Source organism: Rhodoferax sp. (assembly GCF_018780565.1).
In the GTDB taxonomy this organism is placed as follows: Bacteria; Pseudomonadota; Gammaproteobacteria; order Burkholderiales; family Burkholderiaceae_C; genus Rhodoferax.
The window spans coordinates 22,468-45,951 of record NZ_JADMJN010000011.1; the positions used below are offsets into that span (position 1 = coordinate 22,468).

The window sequence follows — 23,484 nt, forward strand, 5'->3', positions numbered from 1 at the left end:
GCGGACCCATTTTTGCGTTTGTCGTGTTGGCCGTGGGTTGCGCTGCACCTTGGCAATTGCTAGGCGTCTGGTGTGGACACAACGCGGTGCTTTCACTTGTTGTCTTATCGGTAGCTGGTTGGCTTGTAGCCGCTGTGGCTGTAGCAGTCATCGCGGGACGAAGGAGAACCAAATGAATTTTTTCAAAATGAACGCATTTGCAACTGTGCGTATTTGGGCGTGTAGTTCATCCGCGCCATGTGGGCACGCAAGCAATTTAACGGGTCGGCCCAGCGGCGACGGCCTGCGGCCTCGCCTGGCCTAAAACGTTAGCCAGCATATGTCCTTGCCATCGCTCTCACACATGGGGATTGGTCTGGCCCTTTCGGTCAGTCTTCACGTTGCTGCAGCAATCCCTCGACTGGTTGAGAAGAAAACAACCGCTTCAGGCCCCACCATCATTGCTTTTGCACCGTCTGAGGTTGAAGGACAAATGGATGATGGGTCAATTGAAGGCGTCGCACATACGCAGTACGCGATGCAAGACACGGCCAAATGCCTGAGCCCTAAGAAAGTCACGTTTCAATTCTGGTTCGCGGATCGCTTGGTAGTCCGCAGTGGAAACAAGACCACGACATTTGAAGTTGGGAAGTTGGGGCAAGGTTTTGGGGCAATCCTTATCGAGCCTGGCCGCCCGCCTAAGGTCGTGTACAGCACGGATGGCCCCTCCACCTTGCAGTTTCTATTGCCACAAGCTGCGTTCGAGCTTTGGCACGCCAAAGGATGTAAAGATGGCGGCTAACAGGTTCGTGGATTGGGCCCACAACGGCAGGAAGCGCTTCTGCCATTCTTCACAACTGAGTGCGCCGTTTCGGTCCATTTGAGACCAACGTTAGGCAACGATGCGAAGACAAGCCTTCTTTCTCGGTGCGATGTTTGTTGGTGCACTTGTGAACGCTCAGCCCGTTCTCAATCCTGTCGGTTCCGGCATAGGCCAGATTTCTATAGGCATGAACAGGTCGACGTTGGAAACAATACTGGGTCAGAAGCTGGAGATCCAATTTGCTGGAAATCGCAGAGGTGGTGTCACCATCTCTGAGCCATCAGCGCTTGCAACTCTGAGAGCCGAGAAGCTCTATGGGAGCGAGGTTGAAGGCATCGATTTGTTCTTCGTTGAAGACAAGGGCGAGCTTTCTCTGGAGATGTTTTCTATCGCCGTGCCATGTGACGCAGTTTCGGCGCTTCGCGTGCGTTTGTCTCAGCAAGCGAAGGCTGGCGCCGTCAGCGCATATGCTTGGGGCGCTGAAGCAAAGCCGGCATGCCGAGTGTGGATGCGGCATGCATAAATTCATTGCAAGAGCAGCCGCTTTGCCCAATCGGGTAGGCAGCGGCTTCTAACCGTCACCCCCCAAACCACCCACCGTGCGGATCCGCAGTGGGCGGTTTGGCGCATTTTGAATGACTGCAATCTGGAAATCTGTATGACCGGTATGGGCCTGCTAGAGGCGAGCCGTTTTCTCCGGACCGCTCACTCAAAATTTAACGTCAGCTTTGAATCGAAACCTAGACCTGGCACGCGGCGATAGCAGCCCTTAGAGGGCGTGGCCCCGTGGGCTATAGTGCTCCGCAACATATCCCAATACATATTCGTTAGGTTTGCGTATGGTGCGTCTTGTAATCATGACGATGGCTCTTGCCGCTGCGTTGCTTTGCCTAGTGACTATGGACTTAGCATGCTTGCTAGTCGCCTGTCGAACTGCACCGCGTTTTGAGTGGAACTTGTCTGACCTTTGGTGGAGTCGAGGCACGGTTCAATTGTTAAGCGAGTTTGCACTGCTTGTCGTTATCCCTCTCTCGATTTTGGCCAGGAAACACATCGAGAGGCCCTTAACGGCCGCTGTAATTGTTGGCTTTGCAAGTAGTGCGCTATCCACAGCGTATGCGTGGCATGCAGAGGGGGCAAGGTCTGAGTTGAAGATCTTTCACTATGCTTTCCCCTACTTAGTGGCCTGGAGCGTGTACGCATATTGCGTTATCCGTGCGTGGCCCAAAACCATTTTAACTTTCCACCCACTTCGCTGGTGCCTAGGTACATTCGCATGCTTCTTTTTCTTTATGTGGGTCAGCGCACCTCGTGGGGGCAACACGCCAATCCCCGTGGACTTTTTTGCAGTGGCTGAAGAGACCGTGCTTCTGATTCTGGTGCTTTTCCCTGTGTGGCTACCCGCGCCGCTGGGAACCAAATGGCCGACCTGGTCAAAAAGGATCGGGGCGCTCATGTTTGTGTTTGCAGTGATCTACCCTTTATCGGTCATATTCATGGTTGATTTTCGTTCTGAGGCCAATGCTTGGCTACTTTCCGCAGCGTCTGTACTGGTGGGTATTGCCCACGTAACTCTTCGTTCCAGTGGAATGCCTGTGGCCACCACTGAGCTCCGAGCTTAAAACTGCGCTTTCAGTGACCGCTTCGGAGCGGAGCGAAAGTCGGCTTTGGGCCTTCAAGCGCCGGTCAACCTTCTCGAAAGCTGTCGCCCGAAATTGAACATCCGCTCTGAATGGCTACGTACTTCGCTTCTGCAGCGGGATCTGTGTTGGCCGACTCAGGATGGCGTGGCGCTCAGCGCAGTGAGGTCAAGGAGGAGCCCAAAGGGCGGGAGACACGAACGGAGTTGAGTGCCACGCCGTCCTGAGTCCAGAAGTGTTCAAGTCTCAACAAGTCTGAAAACCGGTTTTGGAATGACTGCAACGGACTTATCGCGTGCTCAAGCAATGTCGAAGCTATTCAATCCTTTGCCGCGGCGTAAAGATCGAATAATTGCCATTGGCCTGCGCGACCAGAACTTCGCCCGAGTAAACGCGTGATTGCAGATGAGCCACTGTTTTGCCTCTGTTCACAATCTCCGTGGTGCAAGTGATGAGGCCAGAGACCACCGGCTTGAAGTAGCTGATGCTTATTTCCACAGTGGCGCAGATTTCGCCTGAGGCCAGCGTGGGGTACAGTGCGGCGCCCATGCCGGTGTCGGCCAGCGCGTAGACCACCGCGCCGTGCACCACCCGGTGCGGATTCAAATGGTGTTCGGCGATTGTCAGTGAGCATTTGCTGAAGCCTCTCGACTGTTTTTCAAAGCTCAGGCCAATCAGGTCTGAAAATGGGTGATGCATGGGGCTACACCACCAGTTTCAGGCCGCCGTCAACCACAAAGATTTGTCCGGTGGCGTAGCGTGTTCTCAGCAGGCCCAGCGTGGCTTCCACGCAGTCGTCGGGCGTGGCTGAGCGTTTGAGTGGTGCCATGGCCTTGACGCCTTCGTGCTGCGCCTGCCAGTCCTTGGTCCAGGGGGTGGCCACCAGGCCGGGGGCAACGGCATTCACGCGCACGGGCCCACATGATTTGGCCAGCAGCAGCGTCATGTGATTGAGCGCGGCCTTGCTCATGGAATAGGCAATGGAGCTGCCCACGGGGCGCACACCTGCGATGGAGGTGATGTTGACCACATTGCCGTCGTCGCTTTGCTTGAGGTAGGGCATGGCCGCCTTGGTGAGCATCCAGGTTCCTTTGACGTTGACCTCAAAGGTGCGGCTGAAGATGTCGTCGGTGAGGGCCTCCAGATCGTGGTGCGGTATGGCGGTGGTCCATCCCGCGTTGTTCACCAGAATGTCGAGCTTGCCAAAGCGCTGGAGGGTGGCTGCCAGCAGGTGTTCGCCCGAGGCTTTGTCGCTGATGTCGGCTTGCACATACAGGGCGTTGTCACCCAACTCTTTGGCGATGTTCTGTCCGGCCTCCACCGAGGACGCGGAGTTGATGACCACCGAGGCACCCAGCCCGCTGAGGCGCCGGGCAATGGCCTCGCCAATGCCGCTTGAGGAGCCTGTGACGATGGCAACTTTGCCTGAAAATTCTTTCATTGCTGTCTCCTTGTTGAATGTGCGTATTCTGGTGAATCGGCATGGTCCCCAGTGTCCCAGAATTTTGGGCCGGATGGGTCTTGGGGTTTGCGCAAGTTTCATGTGCAAATCCTGTGCCTTGTCGAGGGCCATGGCGTCCCGGCGGCGACAGCAGGCGTCATCCGGTGTATCTTGCCTCCCGTATCCTGTGCTACCGCAAAATTTCCCCCTTACTCATCACCTCACACTGAGAAAGCATTGCCATATGGACCAGTCTTCAAGTTCCGTGACGCCCAAGGTTAAATCGGAACCTCGCGCTCACTATCGTTTCTGGCCCAAGCGGGTGCCGCACGCGATCACGCTCCCGGAGACCTCCTTGTGGGACAACCTGGAGACCAGTGCCCGGCGCTATCCCAAGCATGCGGCGCTGGTCTTTTTTGGACGCGTTTACAGCTATGCCGAGGTGCTACAAAAAGCGGAGCGGCTGGCCGCCTGTTTGCATGGGCTGGGGGTTCAAAAGGGTGACCGGGTGGTGCTGAGCATGCAAAACTGCCCGCAGCTCGTGATTGCGCACTTTGCAATTCTGCGTGCCAACGCGGTGGTGGTGCCGGTCAACCCCATGAACCGCGCCGAAGAGCTCAAGCATTACATCTCGGACCCCGATGCCAAGGTGGCCATCACCACGGCCGATCTCGCGGCCGAGCTGGCCCGTGCCAGTGATGCGCTGGCGCCTGAAATCCGCTTGAAACACATGGTGGTGACGCACTTCACCGATGCATTTGACGCCAACATCTCCGGCGACGATGCTCCGCCCGCCGCATGGACCGAGTGGCTGCTGACGCGTCATGCGCTGCCCGCCCTGCAGGGCGGACAATTGCACAGCTGGGATGACGCGTTAAGCGTGAGCTCTGCGGCACCCGTATTGACCGTTGGCCCGACCGATCTGGCCATCCTGCCCTACACCAGTGGCACTACCGGGCTTCCCAAGGGTTGCATGCATGCCCATTCCAGCATCATGCACAACGCCATTGCCGGTGGTCTATGGGGCAATGGCTCGGCTGAAAACGTGGTTCTCACCGTGGTGCCCATGTTCCACATCACGGGCATGGTCAGTCTGATGCATACCAGCATCCGGGGTGCTGCCACGCTGGTCATCATGCCGCGCTGGGACCGCGAGCTGGCCGGGCGGCTCATCTCGCGCTGGCAGGTGACGCACTGGACCAACATTCCCACCATGGTGATTGACCTGCTGGGCAGTCCTAACTTTGCGCAGTTCGACCTGTCCAGTCTGGTCTACATTGGCGGCGGCGGGGCCGCCATGCCGCAGGCCGTGGCGCAGCGCCTGCTTGAGCAATACGGCTTGCGTTACGTAGAGGGCTACGGCTTGACCGAAACCGCAGCACCTTCGCACAGCAATCCGCCGGATGATCCCAAGCAGCAATGTCTGGGCATTCCGTTCATGAGCACCGATGCGCGGGTCATCGATCCTGAAACCCGGCAGGAAATGCCCCTGGGTGAGCAGGGCGAAATCATCATCCACGGCCCCGAAGTTTTCCAGGGCTACTGGAAGCGGCCCGATGCCACGGCCGAGGTGTTCATCGAGTTGGAGGGCAAGCGCTTTTTCCGCTCGGGGGATTTGGGCCATGTGGATGCGGACGGCTATTTCTTCCTGACTGACCGGCTCAAGCGCATGATCAATGCATCCGGTTTCAAGGTCTGGCCGGCCGAGGTGGAAGCGCTGATGTTCAAACACCCGGCGGTGCAGGAGGCTTGCATCATTTCCACCAAGGACAGTTACCGTGGTGAGTCGGTGAAGGCCGTGATCGTGTTGCGGCAGTCGCACAAGGGTGCGGTGACCGAACAGGACATCATCGGCTGGTGCCGTGACAATATGGCGGTCTACAAGGTGCCACGTACGGTACAGTTTGTGGATGCCTTGCCCAAGAGCGGAAGCGGCAAGGTGATGTGGCGTACTTTGCAAGAGGCAGAGAGCGCCTGATAGCCTTTTTCAGGAGATCGATGTGTTTGAAACTTCTATTGCGGGCAGTCTGCCCAAACCGGCCTGGCTTTCTGAAACGCAAAAACTCTGGCCACAATGGAAGGCGCAGGGCGCCGAATTGCAGCAAGCCAAGGCCGACGCCACGCTCTTGTGGATCAAGGCGCAGGAGGATGCCGGGCTGGACATCGTTGGCGACGGCGAGCAGTCCCGCCAGCATTTTGTGCACGGCTTTCTGGAGCAGGTCGAGGGCATCGACTTCGAGCACAAGGTCACCATGGGCATTCGCAATGGCCGTTACGACGCCCAGGTGCCGCAGGTGATTGCGCCACTCAGGCTCAAAGGCCGTGTTCATGCGTTTGAGGCCCAGCTGGCACGCGCTCACACGAAAAAGAAGCTGAAGTTCACCTTGCCTGGCCCCATGACCATTGTGGATACCGTGGCGGACCGCTTTTATGGCAACAAGGTCGACATGGCGATGGCCTTTGCCGATCTGCTCAACCAGGAGGCGCTTGCCTTGCAGGCCGATGGCGTGGACATCATCCAGTTTGATGAGCCGGCCTTCAATGTGTACCTCAAGGAAGCTGCCGACTGGGGTGTCAAGGCGCTGGAGCGTGCTGCGCGGGGGCTGACCTGCACCACCGCCGTGCACATTTGCTACGGCTACGGCATCAAAGCCAATCTGGACTGGAAAGAAACCCTGGGGCAGGAATGGCGCCAGTACGAGGCCATCTTTCCGGCACTGGCCAAAAGCAGCATCCAGCAAGTGAGCCTGGAGTGCTATCACTCGCATGTGCCGCCAGATCTGATGAAGCTCCTTGAAGGCAAAGACGTGATGGTGGGGGTGATTGACGTGGCCAGCGACGAGGTGGAAACACCTGAGCAGGTGGCCGATACCATTGGCAAGGCCTTGCAGTTTGTGGCAAAAAACAGGTTATTTCCCTGTACCAATTGCGGACTGGCCCCCATGAGCCGCGAGCTTGCGGTGAAGAAACTGGAGGCCTTGGCAGCAGGGGCTGCGTTGGCTCGGCAACGTTATGGCGCAACAGGAGCATCCGCATGAGTCGCAAACCGCTACACACAGCTTCGACAGCAAGCTTTTTGCCCACTGCGGCACCGCAAGATGCTGGTTTGTGTCCAGAGCGCACGGCCCGGCTGATGCAGGTCCTGCAGTCGGAGGTGGATCGTCAGCGCTTGCCCGGCGCCGTCGCACTGATTGCGCGGCACGGAAAGCTGGCCTTGTTTGAAAGCCTGGGTGCACGCGATCCGGCCGCGGGCGCCCCGATGGCACGGGACGCTATTTTCCGCATTTATTCGATGACCAAGCCGATCGTCTCGGTGGCGGCCCTGATGCTGATGGAGCAGGGCAAGCTGCTGCTCAACGATCCTGTTGCTAAGTACCTGCCCGAGTACGGTGCCCAAAAGGTGGCCATGCTGGTGGATGGCAAGGTGCAATTGCAGGATGTGCGCCAGCCAGCGACGGTGCAGGATTTGTTGCGTCACACCGCGGGCCTGACCTATGAATTCATGGGCAATTCCCCTGTGCAGCGGCAATATGCGCAAACCCGCATCGGCTCACGCGATCGCACCAATGCCGAGTTCTCGCATGAATTGGCCGCCTTGCCTCTGATGTTCGAGCCTGGCACGGCTTGGGAGTACGGTCGTGCCACGGACGTATTGGGGCGGCTGGTTGAGGTGGTCAGCGGCCAGGCGCTGGGCGCTTACCTGCAGGAACATATCTTCAAGCCCCTGGGCATGACGGACACCGGATTTTCCGTGCCTGAATCTGACTTTGACCGTATTGCCGAGCCCTTTGCCCGCGACCCCGAGGGCGGCCTGCAGATGCGTGTGATTGATGTGCGGGAAAACGCCGCGATGGAGTCGGGTGGTGGTGGTCTGGTTTCCACGACCATGGATTACGCGCGCTTTCTGCAGTTCATGTTGAACAAGGGCGAGCTCCATGGTGTGCGTCTGCTGGGCTCCAGATCGGTGGCCTTCATGACGGCGGATCATCTGGGCACTATTCCGGTGAACGCGGGTGCGTCGACTGCGTTGCTGCCACCTGGCCATGGTTTCGGCCTTGGCTTTGCGGTACGCAAAGACCTGGGCGTGGCGGCGGTGCCAGGGTCGGTGGGTATGTATTTCTGGAGTGGCATGGCGGGTACGACCTTCTTTGTCGACCCCGCTGAGGATATGTTTGCCATTCTGATGCTGCAAGCCCCGAACCAGCGCGAGTACTACCGCATGCTGTTCCGGGATCTGGTCTACGCCACGCTGGCAGACTGAAAGGACAATAAAAAAGCCGGTAGCCCTTGTTTTATAAGGACTGCCGGCTATTTATTTAATAGCAAATTGCTGTTCAGTCTTCGGCAACCTGCAGTACGAGCTTGCCAAAATTCTCACCGGTGAAGAGCTTGATCAGGGCCTCGGGGAACGTGTCCAGGCCTTTCACCACGTCTTCCTTGCTCTTCATGCGGCCGTCTTTCAGGTAGCCTGCCATTTCAGCCACGGCCAGGTGGTAGCGGTCAGCGTAGTCAAACACCACAATGCCTTCCATGCGGGCGCGATTGACCAGCAGGCTCAGGTAATTCTTGGGTCCTTGAATCGGCGTTGTGTTGTTGTACTGGCTGATGGCGCCACAGATGATGATGCGTGCACCGCGCGTGATTTTGGCCAGCACGTCGTCCAGAATCTCGCCGCCTACGTTGTCGAAGTAGATGTCCACGCCTTTGGGGCAATGTTCTTTCAAACCGGCGCGTACCGCACCGGGTCCGGCCTTGTAGTCGATGCAGGCGTCAAAGCCCAGTTCTTTCACCACCCACTCGCACTTGGCGGCACCGCCCGCAATACCCACGACGCGGCAACCCTTGATCTTGGCGATCTGGCCCACGGTCTGGCCGACTGCGCCTGCCGCACCGGACACCACCACGGTCTCCCCCGCTTTGGGCTGACCGACGTCCATCAGGCCGAAATAGCCGGTCATGCCCGGCATGCCCAGAACGTTGAGCCATTGGGTCAGGCTGCCCACTTTGAGGTCGATCTTGACCAGTCCGTTGCGCTTGAAGTCGGCCTCGGCCAGGGTCAGATACTCCTGAACGCCAAAGGTGGCGGAGACATGGTCACCCACGGCATACTTTGAATTTTTGGAAGCAATGACCTTGCCCACGCCGCCAGCACGCATGACTTCGCCAATGCCCACGGGTGGAATGTAGCTCTTGCCTTCATTCATCCAGCCGCGCATGGCCGGGTCCAGTGAAAGTGCCAGCGTTTTGAGCAGCACGCCGCCCTCGGGTGTCTCGGGCACGGCTTCGCTGGCGCTCTGCCAGTTGGCGCGGGTAGGGATGCCAACGGGGCGGGCTGCCAGACGAATCTGGTGGTTGGTCAGGGTGGCTACGGTAGACATGGAAAACTCCAGAATGAAAAACTGGGCAATCCTAGCGCGAAGCCCATCGGGCCGGGGTAGCGAAAGCGACAGTCGCTAGAGGGTCATGTAGCGGCCAGCCCGGTGGTTGGTCGCCAGCGTCTGGTTCATCACGACAGCACCCAGCACAGACAGTGCCACATGCTGCCAATCCACCAGGGCAAGTGAGCACAGCACAATGCCGCAGTCAAAAGCCATTTGAATCCGGCCGGCGCGCCAGCCAAAATGCTCCTGCAGGTACAGGGCCAGCACATTGAAGCCCCCCAGGCTGGCCCGGTGGCGAAACAGCATGAGCATGCCGGCACCCATCAGCAAGCCCCCCATGACGGCAGCAAAGGGTGCCCAAAGGGTCTGAAAACCGATCAACCGGGGCAATAAGTTGACAAACAGCGAAAGCAGGCCAATGGCCACAAATGTTTTCAGAGTGAAGGCCTTCCCCATGCGTTTCCATGCCAGGCCGTAAAACGGCAGATTGACCAGAAAGAAGACCAGGCCAAAGTTCCAGCCGGTGGCGTAGTGAATCAGGAATGCAATGCCGGCAGTTCCGCCCGTCAGCAGGCCGGTATGGCCAAACATGACAACCCCCAAGGCCACAAACAGGGTGCCCGTGATGAGCGCCTGGACATCCTCGTAGGGACGATGGCGCAGCGAAGCACCCGCCGATTCCGGCACGGTGTCAGGCGCTGAGGTGCGCCGCTGTCTGCGTGCTTTCGTCGTTCGCCGGACTGGAGCAGGTTGCACCACCACAACCGTGAATCGCCTCCTGTGGCAGTGCCTGGGGTGCGTGCACGATGCCGGTGGCTGCGTCATAGCCGACGTTGCGCAAGTGCAGTGCCAGCGCTGCATCCATGCTTTGCGCATGCTGCGGAAACCAGATGCCAAGCTCATAAGCCATTTGGCGCACCACGCCCAGGTCGCCGGCCCGGCCTCGTTTGTCACCTTCGCGCATCACTTGCAAGATCACATCGTGTTGTGTCGTGTGGCAGTTGGAAGACGAAAAATGGGTGTCCTTCATCCATTGATCTTCGCGGCCAAAATGATCGTCCGTATGAGCGATCAAGGTCTCCCATGCTTCCAGCAGCAGTTCGTCCGGTGCGTTGACCACGATGGCCAGCAAATCGACAAACTCACGGTGAGTGTCGTCCATGAAGGGCAAATCGAGTGCGAGTGAATCAGACCATTGCAAGGTGGACATACTGAGATTTCCTGAGAAGTTTTGGCGAGCATACGGGAATCGATTTTTGACAGTTTGACCAAGGTCATAAAATCAGGCAAATCACCTCAAGCCCATGACTGTATCGTTTTCCCCCACCACTATAGCCGCGCCGGCTGACATTGGCGCAGCTTTGCGAAAGCAGGGCTATGCCGTACTGGATGCGCAAACCGTCAGCGCGCAAAGTGGATGCTCTGCGCAAGATCTCCTGGCTTTGCGGCCCCAGTGGGAGGACCTTCCCCCCGATTTGTATCTCAAGGATGGTGGGCGTTACCGTCGGCGTCGGCACTCCTGCTTTGTCGTACAGGATGACCAGGTGACACAGGCGCCTCATCGGGCGCATTGGCAGCCTCTGGAGTACAACGCCTTGCACGGTGGCATGCAGCGCCTGTTTGAGCCAATGCCGCCTGAAATGCTGGCGCAAGCCGTATGGCGGCAATTGCTGGTGTGGCTGGGGCGCCTGTGCTCGGAGCTAAAGGGTGTGCAACCCTGGTTTGTGGAGGCCCATCAGTTCCGGATTGACACCACGGACGGCATTGGGCGTCCGACGCCGGAGGGGGCCCATCGCGACGGTGTTGACCTGGTCGCCGTGTTCCTTGTGGACCGCGAGGGAATCAAGGGTGGTGAGACCCGTGTATTTGATGCCGCTGGACCCAATGGTCAGCGCTTTACATTGACCCAGCCCTGGTCGGTTTTGTTGCTGGACGATGCGCGTGTCATTCATGAGTCCACGCCCATTCAACCCATCACGCACGGCGGACACCGCGATACGCTGGTCGTGACGCTTCGCGCAGAGGGGTTCCAGGGAGAACCCTTCGCTTGATATGGGTCAAAGGGGCATAGTCCAGCAGGTCAGAAACTCAAGCTTATTTCATTTCACCCCAAGGAAAACTCATCATGTTCAAGCACATACTCGTTCCCGTAGATGGTTCATCGACCTCGCAGCTGGCCGTGGAGAAAGCTGTGGGTTTGGCGAAGGCCTTCGGTAGTCGCGTCACGGCGATCTTCGTGATTGATCCTTATCCATTCACCGGTGTGGGGACGGACTTTGCCTACGGGCAGGCCGAGTATCTCAATGCCGCGACGGCGGAAGCCAATGCGGCCATCGCAGCGGCAAAGGCCATGATCGAGAAGGCGGGCGTCACAGTGGATACCGCCGTGATCGAAGCGCACGCCGCCTGGCGCGGTGTGGTTCAGGCGGCAGAGTCTGCGCAGGCGGATCTGATCGTCATGGGCTCACACGGTCGCAGCGGCCTGGAGAAGCTGGTGCTTGGCAGTGTGACCCAAGCCGTTCTGTCGCACACCCATTTGCCTGTGCTGGTGGTGCGCGACTGAACCTCCTGCTCAGCAGCTTTTAGCCGCATTGCCCCACATAACCACAGGCAGTGCAGAAGTCACAACCATCCTTATGGATGACGGTCGGATTGCCACACTCGGGGCAGACTTTTCCTGCCATGGTGGTGGACACCGCGTGATTTTTAGGGGCGTCGAGAACGCCCATCTCGCGCAAGGGGAAACCTTCTTCGTCCAGCACACCGAGCATGGCGTAGCGGTGAATGATCAGGCGTGCGATATAGGCCACGGTGGAGGGCCACGTTTGCTGGCGACGTTCTCCATGCGGCAGGCCCGGCACAAAGGCCATGAAGTGGCCCAGAGGCTCGGCATAGTTGAGCAGCTTGCGCAATTTCATGCCAATCCACGCTGGATCAATGACCCGCATGTCGAGTGACAGCAAGCGGGCCAATCCATCCAGCGCCCGGGGATAGTTTCCCGAGAACCCCACGGCACAAGGTCTGGCAACGATCGCACCATCGGGGCTGGGCAGGTTGACCTCTTTGAGTGTGACCGTGAAGGCTTCGCCAGTTGCAGGGTTGTCGACGTCAACTGACCATGCCAGCGTGCCAGACGGCCCGGTCTGCGGCTCGCCACGGCTGAACATGGCATCGATCACAGGGGTGGGCACCAGCGCATCTTTGCCGGGCAGGGCTTTGAGCTGGTCGCAACGCCAGCGAATCACTGCCGCTGTAGCGGCTACAACACCTGGAAACAGACGATGCTCACCGTGCGGAGGAAATGGCATTTCGAAGGAATGCTCTTCGGCCACGGTGGCCAGCGCGTCCAGTTTCAATTGCAGCCAGGCCGGATCGTTGGCGCGAAGGTCCATCGACAAGGTTTTCGCCAGGGCGCCCAAGCCTCGCGGCTGGTCCGTGCCATTGACCCAGACTTCGAAGGGTTTGGGTGCTCCGCCTTCCTCGGGCGCCAGTTCGCCGACGAACAATGCGAAATCACCAAATGGGTGGTGCACCATGAAGGTCCATGCCGGGTTGCCTGCGGGCAACTCAGGTCGACTCGGCCAGCGCAAGGACGACAGCACGGGAGCGGGCAGGCGCTCCAGCGCGAGGCGCTGATTGGCGCCGTCGATCTGCAGGGGCGTGGCGGTGGCGGGCGAGGAGGTGGGCGTCACACTCAACACGGAGCCCAGTACCGAGTTGGGCCGGTAGGTGGCCAGCCCCTTCAGACCCGATTGCCAGGCTTCCATGTACAGGTGCTGGAAGTCGGCGTAGGGATAGTCAGCGGGCACGTTGACTGTTTTGGAGATGGCGGTGTCGATGAAGGGCGCTACCGCTGCCACCATGGATTCATGGGCCTGTGCGCTCATTTCCAGCGCAGTCACGAAAGCTGATGTGAGTGCTTTTTCCGTGCCGTGCAGATGACGGTAAAGACGCCACGCGTGATCTTCCACGGCGTATTCCTTGAAGCTACCATCCACCATGCGTTTCTTGCGGGTGTAGCTCCAGCTGAAGGCGGGTTCGATACCGTTGCTGGCGTTATCGGCGAAGGCCAGGCTGATGGTGCCGGTAGGCGCAATGGACAAGAGATGTGAATTGCGCAGACCATGGGCCCGTACGCGCTCTTTCAGTCCGGCCGGCAAACGCGATGCAAAGGTCTGACCACTGAGGTAGAGGTCGGCATTGAACAGGGGAAATGCGCCGCGCTCACGCGCCAGTTCCACCGAGGCATCGTAGGCCGTGTCTCGCATCAATTCGGAGATCTGCCGGGCCATGTCCCGAGCCTCTTGTGTGTCGTAGCGCAAATTCAGCATCACCAGGGCATCGCCCAGTCCGGTGAAGCCCAAACCCACGCGGCGCTTGCTGCGCGCCTCTTCCTGCTGCTGTGGCAGCGGCCAGACGGTCACGTCCAGCACGTTGTCGAGCATGCGTGTGGCGACGCGGGCCACATCGGCAAATCCGGCCCGGTCAAATCGTGCGGTTTCTTCAAACGGATTTTCAATGAATCGTGTCAGGTCGATAGAGCCGAGGCAACAGCAGCCGTAAGGGGGAAGGGGTTGCTCCGCACAAGGGTTGGTGCTGGCAATGGTTTCGCAGTAGGACAGGTTGTTGTCCCGGTTGATATGGTCCAGGAACAGCACACCGGGTTCTGCGTGGTCGTAGGTAGAGCGCATGATCTGGTCCCACAACTCGCGTGCCTGCAATTTGCGGTAAACCCACAAGCCCGTGTCCTGCTCTTGATAGGCGCCAGCCGACTTTTGCGCCACACCGGGTTCGGCTCGATGGATCAGTGCGAACTCGCCGTTCTTTTGCACCGCTTCCATGAAGGCGTCACTGACACCCACAGATATATTGAAGTTCTTCAAGTCCCCCGTATCCTTGGCGTGGATGAATTCCTCAATGTCCGGATGATCACAGCGCAGGACGCCCATTTGCGCGCCACGGCGGGCACCAGCGGATTCAACTGTTTCGCACGAGCGATCGAATACCCGCATGTAGCTCACTGGCCCCGAGGCGCTGCTCTGCGTACTTCCGACCCATGCGCCGCGAGGCCGAATGCGCGAGAAGTCATAGCCCACACCACCGCCACGGCGCATGGTTTCTGCAGCCTCGGTCAGGGCCGTGTAGATGCCAGGATGGCCATCTTCGACATGGGCGATAGAGTCACCGACCGGTTGCACAAAGCAGTTGATCAGCGTGGCCGCCAAGTCGGTGCCTGCCGCAGACTGGATACGTCCGGCCGGTAGGAACCCGTTTTGAAGGGCCTGCAGAAACTGGGTCTCCCAATGCTTTTGATGTTCGGGGGACTCAACTTTGGCCAGGGCATGTGCTACACGCTGGTTGACGTCAAAGATGCTCTGCTCGGTGCCTTTGCTGTACTTTTCAAGAAGCACCTCCATGCTGATTTGCTGCGGCGACAATGCAAGAGCTTGTTTTTCCCGATGGGGGGTTTTTTGCGACATATCTGGTTTCCTCAAAATTCGATGGAATACTAGAGCCCCGCTTTGTGAAGTTCATTGATTTGAAACAAGCTTGTCACGATCAATTTAATCCGGACGATACTGTCTGCGTTCCTCCTTGCTGAAGGCAGGAACTGTTTTTTTGGAAGAGGATGCTGAACCATGGATATCTCAAGTTTTGATGATTTGCTGAATGCTGCCCGACAGCAAGCGCAGCCACAACGTTTGCTTTTTGTTTTTGCCAATGCCGATTTGCCGGAAGACAGCACACCAGCACAGCGTGAACGTTTTCTGGCCGGCGAGGGCGGCGCCCTGGTCCCGGTCATGTGCGTGGACAAGACGCCGCAGGAGCTGCTGAGTTTTGCCGATCTGGTGGAGGAATCGCGCGAGTTTGGACAAGACTGGACTATTGTCTTTGCCGCGGCCTTGTCCGGCAGTGCAGGACAGGCGCCCAGCAGTGAAAGCGCTGAAAAGCCTTTGCAGCGCATGGTCGAATCCATCAAGGCGGGCAGCTTGGGAACCTTCATTCCATTTGACCGGCAGGGGCAGCCGGTCATGCTCGCTTAGACCGTCAATAGATCGACTTTCATATTTCTCTACCTTCTCAACAATGTCTTGATATTTTTGATTTAAGTTAAGGACGAGGCCTAAAGGTCGGGCGGACAATGAATTTGCTCGAATCGAATTGTTGCAGCCTTCGGCGAGCCCTGATTGCCACCCGCGTGGTGGTTTGGCTGCTCGGTACAACGGAGTAAGAAACATGAAAGTCCCACGTCTTTCCAGTGTTGCGGCGGTACTGCTGACAAGCCTGGCAATCGCTGCGTTAGCGCAAGATAAGAAGGGTGTCACGCAACCTGAAATGAATTACCAGGCCGGCACCTCTCCTTTGGCCAGTGAACCTATGGTGCAAAGCACCAATCCGAAGGCGCCGCCGATGACGCAGGCTGAGTTTGATGCGGCTCGCAAGATTTACTTCGAGCGCTGCGCGGGTTGCCATGGTGTGTTGCGCAAAGGCGCTACAGGCAAGCCTTTGACGCCGGACATCACAGTGGGCAAAGGTACGGATTACCTGAAAATCTTCATTGCCTACGGCTCTCCGGCCGGCATGCCCAACTGGCAGACCTCGGGTGAAATGACTGAAAAAGAAGTGGATCTGATGGCCCGCTACATCCAGCATGAGCCTCCGACTCCACCCGAGTTCGGCATGGCGCAGATGAAGTCCACATGGAAGGTCATCGTGCCCCCGGCCCAGCGGCCAACGAAGAAGATGAACAGCTACAACATCGAGAACATCTTCTCGACCACGCTGCGTGATACCGGTGAAGTCGCGTTGATTGACGGTGACACCAAGAAGATCATCAATATTGTCAAAACAGGCTATGCGGTGCACATCTCCCGGACATCCGCTTCGGGGCGCTATTTGTTTGTGATTGGACGCGATGCCAAGATCAACATGATTGACCTTTGGATGCCTACCCCCGACAACGTGGCTGAAGTTCGCATTGGCCTTGAGGCCCGCTCCGTGGACACCAGCAAATACAAAGGCAAGGAAGGTGACTTCACCGACAAGCTGGCGATTGCCGGTGCCTACTGGCCACCCCAGTACGTGATCATGAAGGGCGATACGCTGGAACCCCTGAAGATCGTTTCCACACGCGGCATGGTGGTGGGCACGCAGGAATACCATCCGGAGCCCCGGGTGGCATCGATCGTTGCATCTCACTTCAAGCCTGAGTTTGTGGTCAACGTCAAGGAGACCGGCAAGACCCTGATGGTGGATTACAGCAACATTGATGCGCTGAAGGTCACTGAAATCGGCTCGGCGCCTTTCCTGCATGACGGCGGATGGGATTCGACCAAGCGCTATTTCATGGTGGCGGCCAACAACAGCAACAAGATCTCGGTGATTGATGCCAAGGAAGGCAAATTGGCCGCGCTGGTCGAAGTTGGCAAGATTCCGCACCCGGGCCGTGGCGCGAACTTCATTCATCCGAAGTTTGGCCCCGTATGGGCAACAGGTCACCTTGGCGATGAGACTATTTCCCTGATCGGCACTGACCCCGTCAAGCACAAGGCACAGGCCTTCAAGGTGGTGGCCACGCTCAAAGGTCAGGGCGGTGGTGCGCTGTTCATCAAGAGCCATCCAAAGAGCCAGCATCTGTATTCAGACACGCCGTTGAATCCTGATGCCGCACTGTCGCAGTCTGTGGCCGTGTATGACATCAAAAATCTTGAGAAAGGTTACGTGGTGCTGCCCATTGCCAAATGGGCTGACCTCAATGACGACGGTGCCAAACGGGTTGTTCAACCCGAGTACAACAAGGCAGGTAACGAAGTCTGGTTCTCGGTGTGGTCCGCTAAAAACAAACAGAGTGCCATGGTTGTCGTGGACGACAAGACGCTCAAGCTCAAGGCTGTCATCAAGGATCCGCGTCTGATTACCCCGACCGGTCACTTCAATGTGCACAACACCCAGCACGATGTGTATTGATCGCAGCCACGGATGACGTTGATGGTCGAGCCGCTTTGGCGGTCGCGAGAGCCGCCGTATTCTCTCGGATGCGGTGGCTTTTTTGCGGTTGACCTGGATGGGTCGCCGAGGTTTTCTAAATTGATCGGAGTTGATTTTATGAAATACGTTCTTTCTCTGTCTGCTCTTTTTCTGGCCTTTGGGGCCCAGGCGGCAACGCCTGAAGAAGCCATGAACAAGGCCGGTTGTATGGCTTGCCACGCCAAAGACAAAAAGATGGTGGGCCCGGCATTCAAGGACATTGCGGCCAAGTACAAAGGCCAGGATGCGGTTGCCAAATTGATGGAGAAAGTCCGCAAGGGCGGCTCCGGCACTTTTGGCCCAGTGCCCATGGCACCCAATGGCGTTGACAAAATCACTGACGCCGATTTGAAGGCGGCGGTTGAGTCGATTTTGAAGTCTTGAGGCGGGGAGCAGCAGATTGAGAAATCTGTTGCTCGCCTTTTGTCTATTGGCATTCGGCGCCATGGGGTGGGCGGTGGATGCCCGTGAGTCAAAACTCACGCCTGTCCTGTCACCTGATGGGCATCAGGTATGGATGGTGGACTCCGATCGCTTCGCCATCGCCCATCGCATGGCCTCTCCTTTTGAGTTGGCGGGTGAGTTCCAGTTCTCGCCGGATGGTCGCTACGTGTATGCAGCTTCCCCCCAGGGGTGGATCGTCAAGTTCGATCTCTGGAGTTTTTCTGTTGTGGCAACGGCCAGGATCGGATTGGGTGTGCCCAACCTTGCCGTCTCGGGTGATGGCAGCTGGGTGATGGCGACCGGTGCCGAAACGCCTGCTTTGAGCCTTCTGGATGCAAGCTTGCGGCTGGTCAGATCCTATGATGTTCGTGCTGCAGATGGGAAGCAGACTTCACGGATCGCAACGCTACATGTTGCACCAGCGCGAAAGAGTTTTTTCGTGGCGTTGAAAGATAGCCCTGAAATCTGGGAAATTTCGTACGACCGAAACGCTGAACCGATTTATGAAGGCTTGGTGCATGATTACCGGATGGGTGAGGCCATTCCCAAGCCGGGATTTTTGGGCGTCAAGCGAACGATTCTGGACGAGTCGCTGGAAGATATCTTTTTTTTCGTTGACGGTCGCCATGCCCTGGGCAGGGCCCGCTCTAATGTGGCTGGGAGTTCGCAACTGCATGTGATCAATCTCGATATCCGTCGCCGGATTTCGCTTGTGGCACTGCCGGGTCTAGCAAGCCCTGGTTCTGCCGTTTCCTTTGCACAGGCGGGAACTGCGATGCTCGCCATTCCCGATCGCCAGGCCGGTTTGGTCAATGTCGTCGAAGTGAAAAGCTGGAAGTTTCTGAAGACTATTGAAACGGTGGCGCGAGGCATTGTTTTGCGCAGCCATGAGAACGCCGATCATCTCTGGATAGCGTCGCGACAAGTAGCGCCGGACCACGCCGGACTGATCCTGATTGACAAGAAGACACTGGCGGTAGTCGCGCCCGTGTCAGAACTTCAATATCCTTTGATGCGGATTGCATTTACCCGAGATGGACAACGCGTCCTGGCTAGCCAACAGGACATCACGGCTCCCTGGATGGTTTATCAAACCCGAACCTTGGTGGAGCTTGGCCGCGTGCCGATGGATGCATCACCCGAAGGCGTGCGTTGACGCACGAGGCTGGAGTTCAAAACTCCGCAACAAGTGACATGTTCAAGTGTCTACCCGGCTGTGTGTAGGCATCCATCACGGGCAACAGTGGTGCGACGGGGTTGGATGCCAGTCCCTGTACGTCGGACCAGTGCCAGTACTTCTGATCGGTGAGGTTGACGATGGCGAAGTTCAGTCGGAGATCCTTGCGAATTCGCCATTGGCCACTCAAATCAAAAGTCGTGGAGGACGGCGTCGTGAATTGCAGCTGCGTGCTGGACTTGGGTATGAAGACGCTATCGAGTTCTGTCAGCGTTTTTTCCGCGTGATGCTTCACATCCAGACGCAAATCCCATGAGCTTGTCTCGAATTTCACGCCTGCTGTCAGCTTGGCGGGTTCGATGTAATTCAGGGGAAGTCCATTGCTGTCGTTGGTGCCACGTGTTTTTCCGTAGCTGAATGGTGAACTCAGTTTGCCAGCCGCAAACGTACCCCAAGCCATGCTCCCTTTCATTTCAAAACCACTGATGCTTGCCTTGTCGATGTTGACCGTTTGAAAAAGCGTTGGATTGGCCACGGAAGCAGCCAGTCCGTTCGCTGTTCCCAGGTCTTTTTTATCGACGATCAAGTTGCTGTAAGTCGCTCTGAAGACGGCCATATCCAGTGTCATTCGATCCGTACGCGCGCGCAACCCAAATTCAAAGTTGCGACTTTCCTCCGGCTTTAAGTCCGGGTTGGGCAGTAGTCTGGCAGTGGAGACCTCCAGGGCACTGTTGACTTGTTGCCCCTCCGGCGCCCTGAAACCGCTGGCGTAGTTGCCATAGACGGAAAATTCGGGTGTGGCGCGAAGCAAGACTCCCAGTTTGGGCGAGACCGCCGAGCCAGACAGTGACTTGCCCGCAGCGCTGGCTATGCCTGGAAAATATCCATCCTGGCTCAGTACATCCAGCGAAAACTGATCGAAGCGGACGCCAGGAACAATGCTCCATTGATCGCTGATCAATTCACCCTGGATGTAAATGGCCTGGCTGGTGTCACGCGTGTCGGGAAAATACCTTTTTGGCACAAACGGTGTCAATGGTGCAGGATCGCTGCCATCTGCAAAGCTGGAAATATCGACGCTTGCATAGTCGAACCCATAGGTCAGTTTTTGAGACCACGTGGGTGAAAAACGCATCGACTTCTCGGCCTGGACGTTGCCTTGCCAGGCGCGTTCCTGGTAAGAGGTTTTACGTACTCGGGTGCCATCATTTGCAAAAGCTGTCTTCAGCACTGTTTGACCGTTGTCTTGCGAGGAAGCATCCTGCCAGCTGACCGCGGTCTTCACGCTGTCAGCCATCGGCATGTTCAAGCGGTACAGGGCATCCCAGGTTATGCGGCTCCGATCCATGGTTTTCACGGAGCTCTCCCCCAGTATGGCTGCCGCAGGTGCTGCTGCCTTCTGGGCGGCCGTCAAGGCCGCATAGCCCAAGGGAATGGCCACGGGTGTCTTGACACGACTTGACAGCAGATCCACGTCTGTTTTTGTTTGCACATGTTCCACCGTCAATACATGGCGCTGTGCCGCGGTGGGCCGAAACACCAGTTTGGCGAGCAATGAATCGCCACCGTTCGATTGGGGATTGGGAGTGGTCCGGTCTACGTTTGCGCTATCGTTTTCGCCCTTGTTGCCCAATGCGCTGCTGCGACTTTGGGTGCCGGTGATGGACCACTCGGCGTTGTCACCGGCGCGAGCTGCCACGGTCGCACCCACGGTGGCGCCCTGGTCGTCGCCGCTGTAGTTCATCCAGGCTTTTCCACCAAAGGCTTTGGCCGTTCCATCGGATCGTGTCAGGAAATCAGCCGGCTCCAGGGTGATGAAATTCACCATACCAGCCAATCCATCCGATCCGTACAGCACGGACGTGGGGCCATGTACCACCTCAATGCGCTTCAGCAGTCCGATGGAGACGGAGTCGCGGCCGAACGCATTGCTGCCATTGATGTAGCTTCGCGGAAGTCGCACGCCGTCGATCAGCATGACCACACGATTGCCACCTTGACCACGGATATTGAAACCCGCATTGCCATCTGCACCAACCGGATTGCCCCTGCCGGTCACACTGAAACGGGCCGGTGCGCGCTTGACGGACACATTGGGCAGGTACTTGGCCGCATCCCGGATATCGCCGATCTGCCCATCCTCGATTTCCGTGGCGTTGATGACGTCCATCGAGATGGGCAAATCGTCCAGGTACTGCTCGCTGCGCGAACCACTGATCACGACCTCCTTCAGCGAGCCTGTGCTTGTCGTTGAAACGGTTTGTGCATGCGCACTGAGGGGTGTGCTTAACGACAGACCGACCAGCCAGGCGAGCTGGTTCAAAGCGATTGTTTTTGAAGAATTCAGCATCACAGACCTATGGATATATTCATCGGGGCAGTTGTATGGGGCTCAGCCCGGACGGCCGTCCGGGCGAGGTCGACCAAACCAGCGCCCATAGCGAATGGACCACGCGACGGTGGCGCTCGTCCAGAATGAGATTGCCAATAGCGCCAGTGGCGTACTGCCCGCTGGCCAAATGGCTGCGACGACGCGCAAAACCACCGCAGTTTGCAATATCCAGTACAAGACCCAGGCTGTCTGGTCCGCCGCGACGGTGCGGCCACCATGACCACTGCTAACGCGTGTCGTCATCGCGAACATGGTGGCGCCAAGGTAGCCCATGGTCATCGCGTGAAGCGGCGCCAATCCCAAAGACAGTTCGCCATCTGTCAATGCCATCAGGGCGTGCGATAGTGCGCTCAGGGCAAAGGCTATCCCTAGCCAAATAAAACCACCGTGCAGCATCGCGAGCAGTCGTATTTTCAGGCTTTGCACCAAGCCCCAGCGAACGGCCAGCCAGAGCAACAGAATTGACATGGGCAACTCGAATACAACCTGGCTCCAGCGCAGCATGGCAGGCCAGTGCCACCACCTTGCATCGGCCGCATTCATCAAGGCCTCCAGCCACATCATGCTCACCATGACCCATAGCAGCCACAGGGGTTGCCAGACATCCAGAACCGGAACTGCACTGGCGCCGAAAAAGGGAATCATTCGGTGCGAAACCACGACAAACACGGTTGCCACAAAGCCCCATAGGCCGAGTTGTGTGACGGCTCGCAGCAGTGATTCGGAATGGGTGAAGAGGGCCCCGCTCGCGATCCACAACGCGAGCGCGCCGACCGCGCAGGCGAATGCCACGGCACGGACATGAACCCGATCCGACACGCGGCTGTGCCGCACCATGGAGCGAAACATCAGGCACAAGCCAGTCCATCCGGTCGCGACGAGTGAAAGTCCCGTACCAGCCAGCGTGGCGTGGGTGTGGAAACCTATTAGCACAATGATCCAGCCGCCCAGCATCAGCCCAATGGTCGGCAGGAGGCTGCGCGCCGCTACGGCCGGCAAGGCCATCCACTTGGGCCCCGCCGTGAAAAGGAAGCCTGCGAAAAACAAGGGCATGAACCCCATGCTCATCAGCAAACCGTGGGTCGCCGAAGGCGCTATCGACCATGTGAGTGTCATGTTCAAAGTTCGGCTGGCCAAGACGATGCCCCACCAGATCGAACTCGTCATCAGCATCAATCCCGCCGCGAAAAATGCCAGGCGATGGGGTGCGGCCAATAGCCAGATCCATCTCCATCTCGCACTTTCATCCGGGAGGCTTGCTGCTGTTCCAGGCGTTGTCATGACCCAATCTTCGTACGTGAGCCCTAAGCCCGATGCATCGAGCTTAGGGTCCGGCACAGAGAAAGAAAATGACTTAGGTCAAGCGCGGCTGAATTAGTGCCGACGGCCAGTCAGCAACGGTCAATGCGAACCGTAGGCTGCGAGTCGTTGCACGTCAAGGATACGAATCTCGCGTTTGTCGATTTCGATCAGATTCTCGGCTTCCAGCTCATGCAGCACGCGGGAAAAGTATTCAGGGGTGAGGGAGAGACGCGAGGCAATCGTGGCCTTGCTGACTGGCAAGGAGACGGTGACGATGCCATTGTTGCCTGCAACTTCTCCCTGAACATCGCGCAGCAGGTAGCCAATGAGCCGTTGCATGCCACTGTGCAAGGCATAGCCTTCCACGTCCCGCACCAGCCCATGCAATCGGCGAGAAATGCCGGCAAGCATGTGCATGGAAAATTTTGGATCCCGTTCGATTTCCCCGAAGACGGCTTGTTTGCTGACGCACAGCAGCAGGGTATCGGCAAGCGCCTGCGCGTTCAGAATGCAGGGCATGCTCAGGAACATCATCGCTTCGGCAAAGCTGTGACCAGGACCGACCAGTTCGATGACCTTTTCCTGGCCGGCCGGAGAGGCAACGTAAAGCTTGACCTGGCCCAGTACCACGACGTGAAAGGCCTCGCATGGCTCACCGACCCGAAACACCATGTCGCCACGTGTCAACCGCCGCAACTGACAGCCCTGGGCAACACGGTCGCGTTCAAGTTGTGACAGATCGCTGAATAGAGGCAGCACCGACAGGTAGCGCTGCATATCGAATTGTTCGACATCCATTTTGATTGTTCTCTGCGTGGGCCAAGGGAGGGTGGCGGCCCAATTGTAGTGGCCGAGTCAGGGACACGCGTCAGGTTGG

Annotated in this window: 21 protein-coding genes; 12 read left to right on the forward strand and 9 right to left on the reverse strand. The window is 57.8% G+C overall.

The window, feature by feature from the left end; all coding sequences use genetic code 11:
* Positions 1-343: 343 nt before the first annotated feature.
* Both IV109_RS15750 and IV109_RS15755 read left to right on the forward strand, forming a co-directional pair.
* Positions 344-781, forward strand: a complete 438-nt coding sequence (locus tag IV109_RS15750) for a hypothetical protein (RefSeq protein WP_296698619.1) — start codon at positions 344-346, stop codon at positions 779-781.
* 100 nt (positions 782-881) lie between these two features.
* Positions 882-1,325, forward strand: a complete 444-nt coding sequence (locus IV109_RS15755) for a hypothetical protein (protein ID WP_296698625.1) — start codon at positions 882-884, stop codon at positions 1,323-1,325.
* Positions 1,326-2,757: 1,432 nt separating this feature from the next.
* Here the strand turns inward: IV109_RS15755 and IV109_RS15760 are convergent.
* Together IV109_RS15760 and IV109_RS15765 are read right to left on the reverse strand one after the other, a co-directional pair.
* On the reverse strand, positions 2,758-3,141 hold the full coding sequence (locus tag IV109_RS15760; protein WP_296698629.1) for a PaaI family thioesterase: 384 nt from the start codon (positions 3,139-3,141) through the stop codon (positions 2,758-2,760).
* 4 nt (positions 3,142-3,145) lie between these two features.
* Complete coding sequence (locus IV109_RS15765; protein ID WP_296698632.1) at positions 3,146-3,883, reverse strand: SDR family oxidoreductase; 738 nt, start codon at positions 3,881-3,883, stop codon at positions 3,146-3,148.
* Between the two features lie 244 nt (positions 3,884-4,127).
* On the opposite strand from IV109_RS15765, the gene IV109_RS15770 reads away from it, so the two are divergent.
* The 3 genes from IV109_RS15770 to IV109_RS15780 are packed head-to-tail and all read left to right on the forward strand — an operon-like array spanning position 4,128 to position 8,144.
* The gene (locus tag IV109_RS15770) at positions 4,128-5,861 is read left to right on the forward strand and encodes a long-chain fatty acid--CoA ligase (protein WP_296698635.1); all 1,734 of its coding nucleotides are present in this window, start codon (positions 4,128-4,130) and stop codon (positions 5,859-5,861) included.
* Between the two features lie 22 nt (positions 5,862-5,883).
* On the forward strand, positions 5,884-6,921 hold the full coding sequence (locus IV109_RS15775) for a methionine synthase (RefSeq protein WP_296698636.1): 1,038 nt from the start codon (positions 5,884-5,886) through the stop codon (positions 6,919-6,921).
* Positions 6,918-8,144, forward strand: coding sequence for a serine hydrolase domain-containing protein (locus IV109_RS15780; protein WP_296698640.1), 1,227 nt, complete (start codon positions 6,918-6,920; stop codon positions 8,142-8,144). Before IV109_RS15775 ends, IV109_RS15780 begins: the two co-directional genes overlap by 4 nt.
* A gap of 73 nt (positions 8,145-8,217) precedes the next feature.
* On the opposite strand, the gene IV109_RS15785 is transcribed toward IV109_RS15780, so the two are convergent.
* From IV109_RS15785 to IV109_RS15795, 3 genes are all read right to left on the reverse strand, one after another.
* On the reverse strand, positions 8,218-9,261 hold the full coding sequence (locus tag IV109_RS15785) for an NADP-dependent oxidoreductase (RefSeq protein ID WP_296698643.1): 1,044 nt from the start codon (positions 9,259-9,261) through the stop codon (positions 8,218-8,220).
* A 75-nt stretch (positions 9,262-9,336) separates the two neighbouring features.
* Complete coding sequence (locus tag IV109_RS15790) at positions 9,337-9,951, reverse strand: YitT family protein (RefSeq protein ID WP_296698647.1); 615 nt, start codon at positions 9,949-9,951, stop codon at positions 9,337-9,339.
* A gap of 4 nt (positions 9,952-9,955) precedes the next feature.
* On the reverse strand, positions 9,956-10,474 hold the full coding sequence (locus tag IV109_RS15795) for a hemerythrin domain-containing protein (protein WP_296698650.1): 519 nt from the start codon (positions 10,472-10,474) through the stop codon (positions 9,956-9,958).
* A 94-nt stretch (positions 10,475-10,568) separates the two neighbouring features.
* Here IV109_RS15795 and IV109_RS15800 point away from each other — a divergent pair, with 94 nt between their 5' ends.
* Both IV109_RS15800 and IV109_RS15805 read left to right on the forward strand, forming a co-directional pair.
* Positions 10,569-11,315, forward strand: a complete 747-nt coding sequence (locus tag IV109_RS15800; protein WP_296698653.1) for a 2OG-Fe dioxygenase family protein — start codon at positions 10,569-10,571, stop codon at positions 11,313-11,315.
* A 74-nt stretch (positions 11,316-11,389) separates the two neighbouring features.
* Positions 11,390-11,827, forward strand: a complete 438-nt coding sequence (locus IV109_RS15805) for a universal stress protein (protein WP_296698658.1) — start codon at positions 11,390-11,392, stop codon at positions 11,825-11,827.
* Between the two features lie 19 nt (positions 11,828-11,846).
* On the opposite strand, the gene IV109_RS15810 is transcribed toward IV109_RS15805, so the two are convergent.
* Positions 11,847-14,744: an adenosylcobalamin-dependent ribonucleoside-diphosphate reductase gene (locus IV109_RS15810; RefSeq protein WP_296698660.1), complete on the reverse strand. Its 2,898-nt coding sequence runs from the start codon at positions 14,742-14,744 to the stop codon at positions 11,847-11,849.
* 159 nt (positions 14,745-14,903) lie between these two features.
* On the opposite strand from IV109_RS15810, the gene IV109_RS15815 reads away from it, so the two are divergent.
* The 4 genes from IV109_RS15815 (at position 14,904) to IV109_RS15830 (ending at position 18,892) form a co-directional block, all read left to right on the forward strand.
* Positions 14,904-15,308: a ribonucleotide reductase subunit alpha gene (locus IV109_RS15815; protein WP_296698662.1), complete on the forward strand. Its 405-nt coding sequence runs from the start codon at positions 14,904-14,906 to the stop codon at positions 15,306-15,308.
* A 193-nt stretch (positions 15,309-15,501) separates the two neighbouring features.
* Complete coding sequence (locus IV109_RS15820) at positions 15,502-17,232, forward strand: nitrite reductase (RefSeq protein ID WP_296698666.1); 1,731 nt, start codon at positions 15,502-15,504, stop codon at positions 17,230-17,232.
* 138 nt (positions 17,233-17,370) lie between these two features.
* Positions 17,371-17,676 (forward strand): c-type cytochrome, encoded by a 306-nt coding sequence (locus IV109_RS15825; protein ID WP_296698670.1) that lies wholly within the window; start codon positions 17,371-17,373, stop codon positions 17,674-17,676.
* A 16-nt stretch (positions 17,677-17,692) separates the two neighbouring features.
* On the forward strand, positions 17,693-18,892 hold the full coding sequence (locus IV109_RS15830; protein WP_296698673.1) for a cytochrome D1 domain-containing protein: 1,200 nt from the start codon (positions 17,693-17,695) through the stop codon (positions 18,890-18,892).
* A gap of 16 nt (positions 18,893-18,908) precedes the next feature.
* On the opposite strand, the gene IV109_RS15835 is transcribed toward IV109_RS15830, so the two are convergent.
* Together IV109_RS15835 and IV109_RS15840 are read right to left on the reverse strand one after the other, a co-directional pair.
* Positions 18,909-21,236: a TonB-dependent hemoglobin/transferrin/lactoferrin family receptor gene (locus IV109_RS15835; RefSeq protein ID WP_296698676.1), complete on the reverse strand. Its 2,328-nt coding sequence runs from the start codon at positions 21,234-21,236 to the stop codon at positions 18,909-18,911.
* A 69-nt stretch (positions 21,237-21,305) separates the two neighbouring features.
* Positions 21,306-22,472, reverse strand: a complete 1,167-nt coding sequence (locus tag IV109_RS15840) for an NnrS family protein (RefSeq protein ID WP_296698681.1) — start codon at positions 22,470-22,472, stop codon at positions 21,306-21,308.
* Here IV109_RS15840 and IV109_RS15845 point away from each other — a divergent pair.
* Positions 22,357-22,683, forward strand: coding sequence for a hypothetical protein (locus IV109_RS15845; RefSeq protein WP_296699128.1), 327 nt, complete (start codon positions 22,357-22,359; stop codon positions 22,681-22,683). The genes IV109_RS15840 and IV109_RS15845 overlap by 116 nt on opposite strands.
* Before the next feature lie 23 nt (positions 22,684-22,706).
* On the opposite strand, the gene IV109_RS15850 is transcribed toward IV109_RS15845, so the two are convergent.
* Positions 22,707-23,405, reverse strand: a complete 699-nt coding sequence (locus IV109_RS15850) for a Crp/Fnr family transcriptional regulator (RefSeq protein WP_296698684.1) — start codon at positions 23,403-23,405, stop codon at positions 22,707-22,709.
* Positions 23,406-23,484 lie beyond the last annotated feature (79 nt).

Bases quoted from the DNA above. Each gene is read 5' to 3' on its own strand.
- IV109_RS15750 (WP_296698619.1), top strand. From the start codon at position 344: ATGGGGATTGGTCTGGCCCTTTCGGTCAGTCTTCACGTTGCTGCAGCA.
- IV109_RS15755 (WP_296698625.1), top strand. From the start codon at position 882: ATGCGAAGACAAGCCTTCTTTCTCGGTGCGATGTTTGTTGGTGCACTT.
- IV109_RS15760 (WP_296698629.1), bottom strand. From the start codon at position 3,141: ATGCATCACCCATTTTCAGACCTGATTGGCCTGAGCTTTGAAAAACAG.
- IV109_RS15765 (WP_296698632.1), bottom strand. From the start codon at position 3,883: ATGAAAGAATTTTCAGGCAAAGTTGCCATCGTCACAGGCTCCTCAAGC.
- IV109_RS15770 (WP_296698635.1), top strand. From the start codon at position 4,128: ATGGACCAGTCTTCAAGTTCCGTGACGCCCAAGGTTAAATCGGAACCT.
- IV109_RS15780 (WP_296698640.1), top strand. From the start codon at position 6,918: ATGAGTCGCAAACCGCTACACACAGCTTCGACAGCAAGCTTTTTGCCC.
- IV109_RS15785 (WP_296698643.1), bottom strand. From the start codon at position 9,261: ATGTCTACCGTAGCCACCCTGACCAACCACCAGATTCGTCTGGCAGCC.
- IV109_RS15795 (WP_296698650.1), bottom strand. From the start codon at position 10,474: ATGTCCACCTTGCAATGGTCTGATTCACTCGCACTCGATTTGCCCTTC.
- IV109_RS15800 (WP_296698653.1), top strand. From the start codon at position 10,569: ATGACTGTATCGTTTTCCCCCACCACTATAGCCGCGCCGGCTGACATT.
- IV109_RS15805 (WP_296698658.1), top strand. From the start codon at position 11,390: ATGTTCAAGCACATACTCGTTCCCGTAGATGGTTCATCGACCTCGCAG.
- IV109_RS15810 (WP_296698660.1), bottom strand. From the start codon at position 14,744: ATGTCGCAAAAAACCCCCCATCGGGAAAAACAAGCTCTTGCATTGTCG.
- IV109_RS15815 (WP_296698662.1), top strand. From the start codon at position 14,904: ATGGATATCTCAAGTTTTGATGATTTGCTGAATGCTGCCCGACAGCAA.
- IV109_RS15820 (WP_296698666.1), top strand. From the start codon at position 15,502: ATGAAAGTCCCACGTCTTTCCAGTGTTGCGGCGGTACTGCTGACAAGC.
- IV109_RS15825 (WP_296698670.1), top strand. From the start codon at position 17,371: ATGAAATACGTTCTTTCTCTGTCTGCTCTTTTTCTGGCCTTTGGGGCC.
- IV109_RS15845 (WP_296699128.1), top strand. From the start codon at position 22,357: ATGAACCCCATGCTCATCAGCAAACCGTGGGTCGCCGAAGGCGCTATC.
- IV109_RS15840 (WP_296698681.1), bottom strand. From the start codon at position 22,472: ATGACGAGTTCGATCTGGTGGGGCATCGTCTTGGCCAGCCGAACTTTG.
- IV109_RS15850 (WP_296698684.1), bottom strand. From the start codon at position 23,405: ATGGATGTCGAACAATTCGATATGCAGCGCTACCTGTCGGTGCTGCCT.